The sequence below is a fragment of the Burkholderia sp. BCC0405 genome, from assembly GCF_902833075.1.
GTDB lineage: Bacteria > Pseudomonadota > Gammaproteobacteria > Burkholderiales > Burkholderiaceae > Burkholderia.
In genome coordinates, this window is sequence record NZ_CADFEO010000004.1 from 187744 (window position 1) to 201714 (window position 13971).

The 13971-nt window shown below is 68.8% G+C and carries 11 protein-coding genes; 4 read left to right on the forward strand and 7 right to left on the reverse strand.

The window, feature by feature from the left end:
• Nucleotides 1-7 precede the first annotated feature (7 nt).
• From HWX36_RS08185 to HWX36_RS08205, 5 genes are all read right to left on the reverse strand, one after another.
• On the reverse strand, nucleotides 8-1033 hold the full coding sequence (locus HWX36_RS08185; RefSeq protein ID WP_175951642.1) for an adenosine deaminase: 1026 nt from the start codon (nucleotides 1031-1033) through the stop codon (nucleotides 8-10).
• 18 nt (nucleotides 1034-1051) lie between these two features.
• The gene (gene xdhC / locus HWX36_RS08190; RefSeq protein ID WP_175951643.1) at nucleotides 1052-2056 is read right to left on the reverse strand and encodes a xanthine dehydrogenase accessory protein XdhC; all 1005 of its coding nucleotides are present in this window, start codon (nucleotides 2054-2056) and stop codon (nucleotides 1052-1054) included.
• 575 nt (nucleotides 2057-2631) lie between these two features.
• On the reverse strand, nucleotides 2632-3144 hold the full coding sequence (locus HWX36_RS08195) for a disulfide bond formation protein B (protein WP_175951644.1): 513 nt from the start codon (nucleotides 3142-3144) through the stop codon (nucleotides 2632-2634).
• Nucleotides 3145-3283: 139 nt separating this feature from the next.
• The gene (locus HWX36_RS08200; RefSeq protein WP_175951645.1) at nucleotides 3284-4660 is read right to left on the reverse strand and encodes an amidase; all 1377 of its coding nucleotides are present in this window, start codon (nucleotides 4658-4660) and stop codon (nucleotides 3284-3286) included.
• 7 nt (nucleotides 4661-4667) lie between these two features.
• Nucleotides 4668-5348, reverse strand: a complete 681-nt coding sequence (locus HWX36_RS08205; protein ID WP_175951646.1) for a GntR family transcriptional regulator — start codon at nucleotides 5346-5348, stop codon at nucleotides 4668-4670.
• Nucleotides 5349-5616: 268 nt separating this feature from the next.
• On the opposite strand from HWX36_RS08205, the gene HWX36_RS08210 reads away from it, so the two are divergent.
• The gene (locus HWX36_RS08210) at nucleotides 5617-6792 is read left to right on the forward strand and encodes a type 1 glutamine amidotransferase (RefSeq protein ID WP_175951647.1); all 1176 of its coding nucleotides are present in this window, start codon (nucleotides 5617-5619) and stop codon (nucleotides 6790-6792) included.
• A gap of 115 nt (nucleotides 6793-6907) precedes the next feature.
• Complete coding sequence (locus HWX36_RS08215; protein ID WP_175951648.1) at nucleotides 6908-7600, forward strand: DUF2968 domain-containing protein; 693 nt, start codon at nucleotides 6908-6910, stop codon at nucleotides 7598-7600.
• Between the two features lie 74 nt (nucleotides 7601-7674).
• Here the strand turns inward: HWX36_RS08215 and HWX36_RS37050 are convergent, their stop codons facing one another.
• Complete coding sequence (locus HWX36_RS37050) at nucleotides 7675-7932, reverse strand: hypothetical protein (protein WP_244136339.1); 258 nt, start codon at nucleotides 7930-7932, stop codon at nucleotides 7675-7677.
• Nucleotides 7933-8970: 1038 nt separating this feature from the next.
• Here HWX36_RS37050 and HWX36_RS08225 point away from each other — a divergent pair.
• The gene (locus HWX36_RS08225; RefSeq protein WP_175951650.1) at nucleotides 8971-10266 is read left to right on the forward strand and encodes an MFS transporter; all 1296 of its coding nucleotides are present in this window, start codon (nucleotides 8971-8973) and stop codon (nucleotides 10264-10266) included.
• 85 nt (nucleotides 10267-10351) lie between these two features.
• Here HWX36_RS08225 and HWX36_RS08230 read toward each other — a convergent pair whose 3' ends face one another.
• Nucleotides 10352-12265, reverse strand: coding sequence for a tetratricopeptide repeat protein (locus HWX36_RS08230; RefSeq protein ID WP_175951651.1), 1914 nt, complete (start codon nucleotides 12263-12265; stop codon nucleotides 10352-10354).
• Between the two features lie 58 nt (nucleotides 12266-12323).
• On the opposite strand from HWX36_RS08230, the gene HWX36_RS08235 reads away from it, so the two are divergent.
• Nucleotides 12324-13967 carry an FAD-dependent monooxygenase gene (locus HWX36_RS08235; RefSeq protein ID WP_175951652.1) on the forward strand — a complete coding sequence of 548 codons (1644 nt, stop codon included), beginning with the start codon at nucleotides 12324-12326 and terminating at the stop codon, nucleotides 13965-13967.
• Nucleotides 13968-13971 lie beyond the last annotated feature (4 nt).

Sequence of the window (13971 nt, forward strand, 5' to 3'; positions counted from 1 at the left end):
CCGGCCGTCACGCGGCCTGCCAGTACGCGTCGAGGCGCGCGAACAGCGCGTCGCGCTGCGCCGGTTCAATGAACGAGGCCTCGAAGCCGTTGCGGATCACCGCATGGACTTCGGCATCCGTGAGTTGCAGCCCTTCGGCCGTCGCGAAGTAGTTTTCGTTGACGTAGCCACCGAAATAGGCCGGATCGTCGGAGTTGATCGTCACCGCGACGCCGCGATCGAGCAGCGCCTTCAGCGTGTGCTTCGCCATGTCGTCGAACACGCAAAGCTTCAGGTTCGACAGCGGGCACACGGTGAGCGCCGTGCGCGTCCTGGCGAGGCGCTCGACGAGTGCCGCGTCCTCGATGCTGCGCACGCCGTGGTCGATCCGGTCGACCTTCAGCACGTCGAGCGCTTCGTAGATGTACGCGGGCGGGCCTTCCTCGCCCGCGTGTGCGACGAGTTTCAGCCCGAGCGCGCGCGCTTTCTCGAATACGCGTGCGAACTTCGTCGGCGGATGGCCGAGCTCGGACGAATCGAGGCCCACGCCGATCAGGCGATGGCGATAGCGCTCGAACAGCGGCAGCGCGGATTCGAACGTCGCGAGCGCGTCCTCTTCGGACAGGTGGCGCAGGAAGCACAGAATCAGCTTGCTCGACAGCCCGCGTTGTTCGGCATCGGCGAGTGCGCGCTCGATGCCCGCGACCACCGTCTTGATCGGCACGCCACGCTCGGTGTGCGTCTGCGGATCGAAGAACAGCTCGGTGTGGACGACGTTGTCGGCGAGCGCGCGTTCGCAGTACGCGGCCGTCATGTCGTAGAAATCCTGCTCGGTCAGCAGCACGCTCGCGCCTGCGTAATAGATGTCGAGGAACGACTGCAGGTCGGTGAACGCGTACGCGGCGCGCAGCGCGTCGATCGAGTCGTACGCGAGCTTCACGCCGTTGCGCTGCGCGAGCGCAAAAATCAGTTCGGGCTCGAGCGAGCCTTCGATATGGATGTGCAGCTCCGCTTTCGGTGCGCGGGCAATCTTGTCCTTGAATGTCGGGGTCATGGCGTCGTTCTTGGTCGGTCAATAGGTAGGGGAAGCCTGCGCGGACGCGTTCGCCTCGACGGCCTGCAGCAATTGCGCCGCCACCGAGATCGCGATCACTTCGGGCGCCTTGTCGATGATGCCTTCGACACCGATCGGGCAGCGCATCCGGGCGACCTGGGCCGGGTCGATGCCGATGGCAGCGAGGCGATGATCGAACTGCGCGCGTTTCGCGCGCGAGCCGGTCATCCCGAAGTACGCATAGTCGCCGCGCCGCAGGATGCGCTCGGCCAGCACGAAATCGAGTGCGTGGTCGTGCGTCATCACGATGAAGTAGGACTGCGGCGGTGCTGCGTCGACCGCGTCGGCCGGGGCAGCGGCCGCTTCGATCGCGAGGTTGCTGATGCCGGCGAGCGCGTCGGCCGGCGGGAACGCCGCATCGGGCCCGTCGATCCAGCGCACGTGGCACGGCAGCGTCGCCAGTACCTTCACGAGCGCGGTGCCGATGTGCCCGGCGCCGAACAGGACGACGGGGAACGCATACGGCGCGATCGTCTCGGTCATCAGCGACACGCCGCCGGTTTCCCACAGCAGGCAGTTGGCACGCGCGGCTTCCGATTCGGGCTCGCTCAACAGCGGCGCGCCCGGCGAGGGGCCGAATGATACGCTACGCACGGTCGCGGCGCCGGCCGCGACACGCTTCGCGAGCGACATGATCCAGCCGAGATCGCCCACATCGAGCCGCTCGAACGCGAGCACCACCGCGCCGCCGCAGCACTGGCCGAGGCTCGGGCCGAGTGCGAGCCGCTCGAGCCGGCGCGCGTGCGGCACGTGCGCGCCATCCTTCAGCAGATGCCGCGCGATCTCGATCGCCTTCCATTCCAGATGACCGCCGCCGATCGTATGGCGGGCCGTGTCGCGCGTGACGAGCATCTTGGTGCCGGCTTCGCGCGGTGCGGAGCCGTCGGTGTGCGCGACCGTCACGAGCACGGCCGCTTCGCCATGCGCGAGCAGTTGCTGCAGATCGCCGAGCCAGGCTTCCATCAGCACGCTCCGTTCGGGGCGATGCGGCAGGACACGCGGCGCGGGCTGGCGAGCGTGGCGGCAACGATGGCGAAAGGGAGCGGCGCGGGCCGGCCGCGCGGCCGATGCGGTGCGGCGGCGGCGCGCCGACGGCGTTCGTGGACGGCACCGCCGGATGTGCGGACGCGACGAGGGTGGCGGATGCGGATGGTTTGCGTTGTCATGATGAATCCAGTCGACATTGCGGATCGGGCGCGCGTTACGCAGGGGGAGTGAGACCGCCTGGCCTCGCGCACGTAGATCGCCATCCGGTCATGAAGATAGCACCGCAGGGCGACGGGAACATCGCGGGGCGGTGATCCGGGCTATCAGGCGGCGATCATGTCGATCATAGGCCCGCCGCGCGGGATCGGGGCGCCGATGCGTGCACATCGGGCTGAAACGCAGGCGTGGCGGGGCGGGGCGCGGAAGTCGCACGATGCGCGTTCGCCCGGAGATCCGGGCGGTGGCGGAGTAGGTGTTTACGCTTGATGGCCCAGATGCGGCCCGGGCGAGCAGGCGAGCGGGCCGCGTGCAGGCCGGTCGAAACCGGCCGGTCAGCCCGCGAGCTTGCGGCGATGGCGCCAGAGGCTCGTGACGACCGCGATCAGGATCGCGGCGAAGCCGATCAGCGCCCAGCCGGGCAGCAGGACGCCGAAGATCGGCGGGTAGACGGTCTCGCACAGCCCGGCGACCTTGAACATGCCGGGGAACCAATGCGCGGGCGGCAGGCTGTCGACGATCGGCTGCAGCGTGTCGAAGCCGCAGCTGAAGCCCGGATTCATCTGGATCGACAGGTGCCGGGCGGCCGTGCCGACGCCGCCGGCCGCCGCGATTGCGATCAGCAGCTCGAGCACCCAGACGCCGCGCCAGTTGCGGATCCCGGCGGCCAGGAACGCGAAGATCCCGATCGCGCAGAAGAAGTAGCGCTGGATGATGCACAGCGGGCACGGATCTTCGTTCTTCACGTACTGCAGGTAGAGCGCACCGGCCAGCAGGGCGATGCACACCCATCCGAGCAGCATCAGCAGGCGGCGTTCGCGGCGGAGAGCGAGCGTGTAGTTGTTCATGTCGGCGGGGTTCCTCGTGGGTCGGTCCGGAAAACAATCGCGCGATTTTAGCGCGAACGGTCTGGCACGAAACTGACAGCGTGCGTGCGGCAACCTGCTGCACCGCGCGTCCTGTCTGCCGGCGGTTGGTTGGCTGCGGTCAGCGGATCGTGTTCAGCACGGCCTCGACCGCCTGGCCGATCGAGAGCAGCGCGTCGTCGCGATGCGGTGCGGCCGCGAGCATCAGCCCGACCGGCGCCGCGTCGCGCGGATGGCAGGGCAGCGACAGCGCGCACGCATCGAGGAAGTTGAACGCGCTCGGGTTGCGCAGGATCAGTGCGTTGGTGCGCGTGAACGCGGCGTCGTCCGCTTCGAGTTCGGCGATGCGCGGCGGCACGACCGGCACCGTCGGCGCGACGAGTGCATCGAAGCGCGACCAGACCGTGCGGGCCGCTTCGTCGAGCATCGCCGCGCGCGCGGCGAGCAAGTCGAGATAGTCGGCCGCGGTCGCGGGTTCGCCCTTCAGGATCCGCGTGAGCACGCGCGGGTCGTACTGGTCGCGGTGCTTGGCGAGCAGCGGGCGATGCCACGCGTAGGCTTCGATCGGCGAGAAGCCGAAGCGGTTGATGTCCGGCAGCCGGTCGAGCGCGGGAAAGCGTACTTCCGTGACGATCGCGCCGGCGGCTTCGAGATGCTTGAGCGCGGCGTCGAGCGCCGCCACGACGTCGGCATCGACGCCGTCCGTCACGTAGTTCGTCAGCACGCCGAGCCGCACGCCTTCGAGCGGCCGGGCGGCCGGCACGTGCGGTTCGAGGCCCGCGAGTATCCGGTCGACGAGCGCGCAGCAGGCGACCGTCAGGCCGATCGGGCCGAACGAGTCGAGCGTCGTCGACAGCGGCACGCCGCCTTGCGTCGGGATCCGGCTCGCGGTCGGCTTGAAGCCCGTCAGCCCGCACAGCGCGGCCGGAATGCGAATCGAGCCGCCGGTGTCGGTGCCGAGCGCGATGGCGGCCATCCCGTCGGCGACGGACGCGGCCGCGCCGGACGACGAGCCGCCGGAAATCCGTGCGTCGCCCGGCACGTCGCGGTGGTACGGCGAGCGCGGATGGCCGAAGTGCGGATTCAGCCCGAGCCCGGAGAATGCGAACTCGCTCATGTTGGTGCGGCCGACCAGCACCGCGCCCGCGCGCTTGAGTCGTGCGACGGCGACTGCGTCCGTGCGGGCGGCCGGCGCGCCGTCGAGCACGCGCGAACCCGCGCGCGTCACCTGGCCCGCGACGTCGAACAGGTCCTTGACCGACACGGGAACGCCCGCGAGCGGCGACAGCACGGTGCCCGCGGCGCGCAGCCGGTCGTGCGCGTCGGCGGCCGCGCGCGCGTTGTCGGCATCGACTTCGGTGAAGACGACCGCGCCCTGGCCCGACGGATCGGTGATCCGGTCGAGCGCGGTATCGACGAGCGCGCGGCTCGTGGTCCGGCCGGCGGCGAGGTCGGCGGCGAGCTGGGCGAGCGGGGGGAAGGGCGTGAAAGTGGTCATGGGCGGCTCAGGGGCGAAGATGTTGAAGAAGCGTGGAGCGGAACGAATCGATATGGCTTTCGACGGCCGCGCGCGCGCCGGCGGCGTCACGCGCGGATAGCCGGTCGAACAGTTCGCGATGTTCGTGCTGGACGTCGGCGAGATGGTGAGGTTCGGACAGCGTGACGAACCAGAAGCGCAGCGAGCGCTCGTGCAGTGCGCGCAGGATGTCGGCGAGGACCGTATTGCGCGCGGCCGTGGCGATCGCCTGGTGAAACGCGCGGTCGAGTTCCATCATGCCTTCGACGTCGTGCGTGTCGACGCACGCCTGCCCAGCGTCGAGCAGCGCGGCCAGGCGCGCGAGATCGTCGGGGGTTGCATGGCGCGCGGCGAGGTCCGCGCAGTGTGCTTCGTTGATGCGCCTCACGTCGATCACCGCGACGATGTCGTCGAGCGACAGCGGCTGCACCATCAGTCCCTTGCGGGGCATCACGGACAGCAGCCCTTCGAGCACGAGCCGATGCACGGCCTGATGTACCGGCGTGCGGCCGATGCTGGTGCGGGCGACGAGGTCGGCTTCGTTGAGGGCGGCGCCGGGCTTCAGGCGCATCGTGATGATGTCGCGCTGGATCAGCGCGTACGCCCGGTCGGCGAGGCTGCCCGACGGTGCGGCTGGGCGCTTGCGGGTGACGTCGGTCAGGGCATTCATGCGGGGTGCGGACGGCGCACGATCATGGCGCAGGCAATCGGGAAGCGTGGACGATGTCTGGATATTATTGTGATATATCACTGGTGTCCAGTACCGGCCGTGATGCACCCGCGTTGCCGGCGCGCGGGCGGGGACGCCCAGCGACGCAGTTTGTCGCCGACTTGCAACAATATCGACAGGATGTTGCCGGTTTGCCGCTCGATCGTGCGCTGAAGCATAATGAATCCTCGTCTATCCATACGCGTGAGCGACGTACCAGACCATCGTCATGAGCGAAAACACGCCTTCCCCGGCCGGTCTGCCCGGCACCTCCTCCGTTTCTTCCGATTCTCCCCGTCCCGATCCGGCGAAAGCGCCCGATGCGCCGGCAGCCCAGGCCGCCGCGCAGAACGTCGCTGCTGACGGCGCGTCACCGGTTACGGCTGCGTCCGGTGCGACAGGCGCTGCCGTCGATGGCGCTGCTGCGGCCGCGCCGTCGAAGGCCGGAACGCCGCCACCCGGATTCGGCGCGCAGCCCGATTTCGACACGCCGCGCCCACCGCCCGCGAGCGCGCAGCATGCACCGCCGGCCTACCTGAAGCAGAGCGACACGCCGTGGTCGGTGTTCGGCCGGATCGTGGCCGCGCGCGCCCGCCGCCTGTTCGACCGTGCCGGCCAGCGCATCACGCAGCGCACGCTGCGCATCGGCGTGTCGGCGCGGATCTTCCATCCGGAACCGGGTGCGAAGGGGCTGCGGGGCAAGACGCTTCAGTATCTCGAGGAATCGATCGCGCACTGGGTGATGTCGCGTGACGTGCTCGTGTTCATGATTCCGACCGTCGGCCACCAGGGCATGATTCACCCGAGCAACATCCGCCTGCGCGACTACGCGAAGCATCTCGACGGCCTGTTGCTGCAGGGTGGCGCCGACGTATCGCCGCAAACCTACGCGGCGTCGGACGCCCGCCCGGAATGGCCGGGTGATCGCGTGCGCGACATGTACGAGCTCGAGCTGCTGCACGAGTTCGTCGAATCCGGCAAACCCGTCCTCGGCGTGTGCCGTGGCTGCCAGCTGATCAACGTCGCGTTCGGCGGCTCGCTGTACCAGGACATCGCCACCGATGTGCCGACCGCGAATGCGCACGTGAGCGAGCATTACGACCAGCATCGTCACGCAATCCGCTTCCCGGATTCGTCGACGCTCGCGAGCATGTTCCCCGGGCGCAGCGAAGCGATCGTCAACTCGATTCACCATCAGGCGATCCGCGATCTCGGCCGCGACTTGAACATCGAGGCCGTGTCGGCGGGCGACGGGATCATCGAAGGCATTCGTCATCGGCGTTCGCCGTTCGTCGTCGGCGTGCAGTGGCACCCCGAGTTCCATCGGGCCGGCGGCTCGGAGCTGCTCGACTGCACGCCGCTACTCGATGCGTTCCTGCGCGCGGCGCGCGAAACCCGCCTGTAGCAAGCTGCATGCTTCGCGTGGTACGAAGGCCGGCCGCATCCCGATAAATTCGAGATGCGGCCGTTTCGTTTTGAACGATAATCGCGAGTTCCGATTCGTTCGCCGGAGTCTGACGTTGGCTTTCCGAAATTTTTCCCCTGCACGATGCGCCACGTGGATCGTTGCGCTGGTTGCCTGCACGCAAGCAGGCGCCGCCTGGTCCGCCGACGTGACCGCACCCGCCGCCGGCACGCGTCCGGCTGTCACGAGCCTGCGCGGCGACGCGGCGGCATCCAATGCGGCTGCGGCGGATGCGTCTGCGCAAGGCAACGTCGCCGAGCTGACGCAGATGCTGCACGACGGACGGATCGTCGAGATGCGCACGACGTACAACGGCAGCTACGGTGCGAGCCTGATGTTCGATTCGCGCGAGATGACGTACTACGTCGCGTTGTTCCAGGACAAGCACCTGTGGCGCGTGATCCGGTCGCAGGAAAAGAATCGCGCGGAGATGGTGTATGCGAACTTCGTTCAGCAGACCGTACAACTTGCCGATATCGAGATCCGCCGTACCGAGCTCGAGGCACAGAAGGCGTTTCTCGAGCGCGTGATTGCGCTGCAGGCGAATCGTGCGCAGCAGTTGCAGGCCGACCTGAGCGTTGCGCGCAGCCAGCAGGCTGAAGTCGCGCAGCGGCAGCGGTCGGCGCAGGAGCAGGCGCAGGCGCTGCAGGTCGAGAAACGGGCCGCGCAGATGCAACTGCGCGATCTCCAGGAGCAGGTGCGACAGCTCGAGAAGCAGACCGAGACGGGGCTGCCCGCGCAGAAGTAGCGATTCGTCGGACGGAGAGAGACGAGCAAAACCCGGCGAAGCGAGCTTCGCCGGGTTTTTTTATGGCGCGGCCGTCAGCGCGCGAACGCGCCCGGAGTATCGGTCAGGCGGCGGTGGGACAGTTGCGCCGTCCAGTCGAAACCGGTGGCGGGCGCGTGCGTGGCGCGGGCAGGCTGGGCGCGCCACGCGCTTGCCATTGCGATCAGTGTGAGCGGATCGTCGAGCGTGTCGAGCGTATCGCCAGTTGCACGTGGCGATGCGGCGAGCCGATCGCGTGTGCGGACGTCGACCGTGCTGCTCCGGCTCGGCTGACGCGTGGCCAGCCGCGACACGGTCGGTGTTCGGACCGGCGCCGCCGCCATGCGCTTGCCGCTCGGACGAGGCGGCGCGGAAGTGGCTGTCGGCGGCGCGCTGGATGTTGCCTTCGGACGAGGCGATGCGGGACGACGCGTAACGTGGCGCGTGGCCGGCGGTGATTCGGCCGTTGTCGCGACAGGCGCGGCCATCTTGCGCTGAGGTGGCGCGCTCGTCGACGTATGCTGCTGAACCGCAGCGACCCGCAGGGTACCGGACGACATAGCGTGATCCGGTACGCCACCGGCCGTGTGAATCGCGTATGCCGGCCCGAACCCCGCAATGGGTTCATGCGCGGCAATCAGCCAGCCGATGATGCCGAGCGCGCCGATACTCCAGCAGATTGCGTACTTCGCACGCCGGTCGCGAATGCCGCTGGCGGTACGGCGGGAACACTGGCCCGCGGCGGCAGGCAGTGCAACCGGCGATCCCGCACGAACTGGTGCAGACCCCGAGATGGGCAGCGGCTGCCAGTGGCATGTGCGGTGCGGCCGGTTCACGTCGATGCAGGACGTCGCCAGTGTCGCGAGGCAGTGCCTGCCGGGCCGCGCACCGGGTGCGCCGCGAAAGATCCAGTCGTGGGCGAACGACGGCACGTGATCGAGTGGCGCGACGCGAGGGCAGGCGAGTGCACCTGTCACGGGGACGAGGGACGATGGGGTCATGAGGGCGGTGCGCTATGTGACACGGGCAACCGTGCCGGTGCGGCGCGGAACCGTCGTTGCAAATCAAGACATTGTGGTCAGCCGGCGAAGGCCAGTCGATCAGATCAATCTGATTTTTGCATCCGTTTCGGGACGACTCGTACGAGGAGAGCGCCGCGACGGCAACGGCAGGGGAGACACAAGGCAAATGTCGGGTTGGCGTGGCATGATGCACGAACCATACCGGTGCGTGCGTCGTTGCGCGGTGCACCGCTGGTGGGCAGCGATGCCCGTGCGCGCCGGCCCGGCGCCGCGTGCGTCGTCGGATCCATACGGCGCGGATTCGCGCCATCCGAGCTGAGCGAGAAAAACATGACCACAGCTTCACACGCCGTCGCGCAGGAATCGAAATTCCGCACCGTATTCCGGGTCGTCAGCGGCAACTTCCTGGAAATGTACGATTTCATGGTCTACGGGTATTACGCGTCGGCCATCGCGAAAACCTACTTCCCGAGCGGCAACGCGTTCGCGTCGTTGATGCTGTCGCTGTCGGTGTTCGGCGCGGGCTTCCTGATGCGGCCGGTCGGCGCGATCGTGCTCGGCGCGTACATCGACCATCACGGCCGTCGCAAGGGGCTGATCCTGACGCTCGGGCTGATGGCGCTCGGCACGCTCACGGTGGCCGCGATACCCGGCTACGCGACGATCGGCGTGCTCGCGCCGGCGCTCGTGCTGCTCGGCCGGCTGCTGCAGGGCTTTTCGGCGGGCGTCGAGCTCGGCGGCGTGTCGGTCTACCTGTCGGAGATCGCGACGAAGGGGCACAAGGGGTTCTATACGTCGTGGCAGTCGGGCAGCCAGCAAGTGGCCGTCGTGTTCGCCGCGTTCGTCGGCGTGCTGCTGAACCGCGTGCTGCCGGCCGAGGAGATGACCGCGTGGGGCTGGCGCATTCCGTTCCTGATCGGCTGCCTGATCGTGCCGTTCCTGTTCCTGATCCGGCGTTCGCTGAAGGAGACCGACGAGTTCCTCGCGAAGCGTCATCGTCCGACGATGGGCGAGATCATGCGCTCGATGCTCGACAACTGGGGCGTCGTGGTGGCGGGGATGGGGATGGTGATCATGACGACGGTGTCGTTCTACATGATCACCGCCTATACACCGACGTTCGGCAAGGAAGTGCTGCACCTGTCGTCGCTCGACGCGCTCGTCGTGACCGTCTGCGTCGGGATTTCCAATCTTGTGTGGCTGCCGCTGTCCGGTGCGTTGTCCGACCGCATCGGTCGCCGCCCGGTGCTGATCGCGTTCACGGTACTGACGCTGTTGACGGCTTACCCGGCCGTGCTGTGGCTCGTCGGCGATCCGTCGTTCCTGCGGTTGCTCGCGGTCGAGCTGTGGCTGTCATTCCTTTATGCGTCGTATAACGGGGCGATGGTCGTCGCGCTGACCGAGGTCATGCCGGCCGACGTGCGTACGGCCGGTTTCTCGCTCGCATACAGCCTGGCGACGACGATCGGCGGCTTCACGCCCGCGATCTCGACGCTGCTGATTCATCAGACCGGGAACAAGGCGGCGCCGGGGCTGTGGCTCAGCGTTGCCGCGATTTGCGGCCTGATTGCGACACTCGTGCTGTATCGCACGTCCGAGGCGCGCAACCAGTACAAGGCGGCCTGACCGGCACCGGGCTAACGCGCGGCGCCGGCCGCACGCTTTGCAATGAGAAAGGGAGCGCGGCGCGCTCCCTTTTTTTCGTCTGCGCTCAGGCTTCGCGCAGCATGCCGGCGATGGCCGCCGTGACGTCGAGCCATTGCCCCGGCGCGGGCTGGCGGGCGAGCCTGGCCTGCGGATACCACGGGCAGTCGTCGCCGGTGAACCAGCGCCAGTCGGGCGCGAACGGCAGCATCACCCACAGCGGCTTGCCGAGCGCGCCGGCGAGGTGCGCGACCGCCGTATCGATCGTGACGACGCCATCGAGCCGCTCGATCAGCGCGGCCGTGTCGGCAAAGTCGTTCAGCCGGCCGTCGAGCCGGTGCACGCGCGGATGCGCGTCGACGCGCGCGCGTTCGTCGTCGTCGAGTGCGGGCTGCAGCACGATCCAGTCGATGTCGGGCAGCGCGAGCAGCGGTGCGAGCGCGTCGAACGGCATCGAGCGGTTTTCCTGCGTCTGCCGGCGCCCCGACCACGCGAGGCCGAACTTGCGCTTCGACTGGCCGCCGAGCGAGCCACGAAAGCGCCGGCCGGCGCCGTCGGGCGCATCGAGGTAGCGCGAGCCTGCGACGATGTCCTCCTTCGTCTGAAGCCCGAGCAGGAACGGCAGGCTCATCAGCGTGCACGCGACATCCGCGGCAGGCGGTTTCGCGGCGCCCTGAGCGACGAGCGTCACGCGCCAGCGCGACGCGGCCGGCGCCAGCAGCGTAACGAGTTCCGGCTGGACTTCGAGCACGACGCGCGCGCAGCGTGCGCGGGCAAGCGGCACGAAGCGGACGAACTGCAGCGTATCGCCGAAGCCCTGTTCCGCGCGGACCAGCAGCGTGCGCGATGCGATCGGCTCGCCTTGCCAGCGCGGCAGTGTGCCCAGCGGCGTCGCGCCCGGCGTGTCGTGGCGCGCTTCATAGGCGGGCAGGCCGCGCGCGAAGTCGCCGAGCGTCAGCAGCGTGACCGCGCGGTGCAGCCGTGCCAGCGTGAGATCGGGCGCGACGCGCAGCGCCTGGTCGAATGCGCGCAGCGCCATCTCGTGCGCACCGAGCGCGTGGTGTGCGTTGCCGAGGTTCAGCCACGCCAGGCTGAATGACGGATCGAGCCCGACGGCGCGCTCGTAGTAGGGCAGCGCATCGCGGTGGCGTGCCTGCGCGCTCAGTGCGTTCGCGAGCCCGAACAGCGCGAGCGGAAACGGCGGATGCAGCGCGAGCGCGGCTTCGAACGCGGCCGCCGCCTCGGCATGCCGGCCGACCGCATCGAACGTGTTGCCGAGATTGAAATGGGCGGCGACGAAACGCGGCTGCGCGGCAATCGCTGCCTGGAAGTGCGCGATCGCTTCGTCGGCGCGGCCCATCGCGTTCAGCGCCATCGCGAGGTTGTTGTGTGCCCCCGCATGCCCGGGCCGCAGCTCGAGCGCACGATGGAACGCGGCGAGCGCGTCGTCGTGGCGGCCGAGCGCGTTCAGCGCGTTGCCGAGATTGTTGTGGATCGATGCATCGTCGGGCGTCAGCCGGAGCGCGCGGCCAAATGCATCGATCGCATCGTCGTGGCGCTGCAGCGCCGCATACGCGTTGCCGAGGTTGTAGTGCGCAAGCGGAAATTCGGGCGCGAGCGTCAGCGCGTTGCGAAAGCGGTCGACCGCTTCGTCGAGCCGGCCGAGTGCCTTCAGCGTGTTGCCGAGATTGAGCTGCAGCGCGGCATCGTTCGGCCGCAGCGCGACGGCGCGGCCGACGAGATCGGCTGCCTCGGCGTGCTGGCCCTGCTGGTGCCGCAGCACGCCGAACAGGTGCAGCGCGTCGGCGTCGGCGGGGTTGGAGGCGAGCGCGTTGCGATAGCCGTGCTCGGCCTCGGCGAGGCGGCCCGCGCGGTGTGCGGCATACGCCCGGTCGAATGCGGAATCCATAACGCGATAACTGACGGAAAGCGCGTATTTTCCCACACCGCGCGGCGCCGCCGCGCATCGGCCGTTCGGCATATGGCCCCGTCACGCGGAGCGGCGTAGACTTGCAGGGTCGCGTGTCATCGAGGTTCTCATGGCTGACACACTGCCCGATATCCCGCCCGTGCTGATCGTCGGCGCGGGGCCGACCGGCCTTGCCGCGGCGATGAGCCTCGCGCGGGCCCGCGTGCCGGTGCGCGTCATCGATCGGCTTGCTGCGCCCGCGCCGCACTCGCGTGCGATCGGCATCCAGCCGCGCACGCTCGAACTGCTGGAGCAGCATCGCGCGGTCGAACCGTTTCTCGCGCTCGGCCATCGTGCGCATGCGGCCGCGCTGCATGCCAACGGCCGCGTGATCGCGCGGCTCGATTTCGATCCGCTGCAAACGCGCTATCCGTACCTGCTGTTTCTCGACCAGACCGTCACCGAGCGCCTGCTCGCCGAGCACCTGGCCCGGCTCGGCGTGACGGTCGAGCGCGGCGCGACGCTGACCGCGTGCGATGCGGGCGGCGCGTCGCTCGACGTGTCGATCCGCTGCGCCGACGGTCGCGACGAATCGTTCGCCCCGTCGTACCTGATCGCGGCCGACGGCGCACACAGCACGGTCAGGCATCTGCTCGGCCTGGGCTTCACCGGGCATGCGTTCGAGCAGACTTTCCTGCTTGCCGATTTCGCGGCGATACCCGACTGGCCGGACGAAGAGATCCACCTGTTCACGACGCCCGAAGGCATCGCGGGCCTGTTTCCCATGGGAGGCGGCCGTTACCGGCTCGTGGCCGACCGGCCGCCCGGCAGCGAAGCGTCACCCGATGCGCCGACTCCGTCGCTGGCGGAATGCGACGCGATCGTGCGTGCTCGTGCCGGTGCATCGATCGCGCCGAGCGATCTCGCGTGGTCGTCCTATTTTCACCTGCATAGCCGGATGATCGACCGGCTGCGCGACGGCCGCGTGTTCTTCGCGGGCGACGCCGCGCACGTCCACAGCCCGGCGGGCGCGCAGGGCATGAACACCGGCATCCAGGAAGCATTCAATCTCGGCTGGAAGCTCGCGCGCGTGCTCGGCGCGGGCACGCCGGAGCGGCTGCTCGACACGTATCACGCAGAGCGTCATCCGATCGAGCGCGACGTGTTGCGGCAGACCGGTTTCGTCACGCAGATCGTCGAAGCCGAGCGCGGCGCGATGAAATTGCTGCGCGATCATGTCGTGCCGCTGCTGGCGTCGTTCGGGCCGATGCGCGACGCGGTGCGACGCACGGTCAGCGAGCTCGGCGTGCAGTACAGGAAGAGTCCGCTCACGCTGGAGCGTGTGCTCGACGGCGGGCCGCGTGCAGGCGAGCGGGCACCCGACGCGCACGTGCGTGTGCTCGACGGGCCGCTCGGTCAGGCGCCCGGAACGGCGCGGCTATACGACCTGCACGATCCGGCGAGCTTCACGTTGCTGCTGCTGGAAGAGCCGGTCAATGCCGACACCGGCGCGGTGCCGCCGATGCCGGCCGATGCACAGGCACTCGTGCAGGGGCTCGAACGCATCATGCCGGATGCGGTGCGCGTCTGGCGCGTCACCGATGCCGAAGGCGGCGACGCCGGGCTTGCGCAGGAATACGGCCGCTCGCGGCCGTCGTTTTACCTGCTGCGGCCGGATGGCTACGTCGCCGCGCGCGGGCGCACGGCGACCGACGCGAACGCGCTGCTGCGCCACTGCGAAAGCTGGTTCGCGGGCATGTCGCGGTCCGCGTAACGGT

What these genes read in the sequence shown, in the direction of transcription:
- HWX36_RS08185 (WP_175951642.1), bottom strand. Translation starts at nt 1,033, where the DNA reads ATGACCCCGACATTCAAGGACAAGATTGCCCGCGCACCGAAAGCGGAG.
- xdhC (WP_175951643.1), bottom strand. Translation starts at nt 2,056, where the DNA reads ATGGAAGCCTGGCTCGGCGATCTGCAGCAACTGCTCGCGCATGGCGAA.
- HWX36_RS08195 (WP_175951644.1), bottom strand. Translation starts at nt 3,144, where the DNA reads ATGAACAACTACACGCTCGCTCTCCGCCGCGAACGCCGCCTGCTGATG.
- HWX36_RS08200 (WP_175951645.1), bottom strand. Translation starts at nt 4,660, where the DNA reads ATGACCACTTTCACGCCCTTCCCCCCGCTCGCCCAGCTCGCCGCCGAC.
- HWX36_RS08205 (WP_175951646.1), bottom strand. Translation starts at nt 5,348, where the DNA reads ATGAATGCCCTGACCGACGTCACCCGCAAGCGCCCAGCCGCACCGTCG.
- HWX36_RS08210 (WP_175951647.1), top strand. Translation starts at nt 5,617, where the DNA reads ATGAGCGAAAACACGCCTTCCCCGGCCGGTCTGCCCGGCACCTCCTCC.
- HWX36_RS08225 (WP_175951650.1), top strand. Translation starts at nt 8,971, where the DNA reads ATGACCACAGCTTCACACGCCGTCGCGCAGGAATCGAAATTCCGCACC.
- HWX36_RS08230 (WP_175951651.1), bottom strand. Translation starts at nt 12,265, where the DNA reads ATGCCGAACGGCCGATGCGCGGCGGCGCCGCGCGGTGTGGGAAAATAC.
- HWX36_RS08235 (WP_175951652.1), top strand. Translation starts at nt 12,324, where the DNA reads ATGGCTGACACACTGCCCGATATCCCGCCCGTGCTGATCGTCGGCGCG.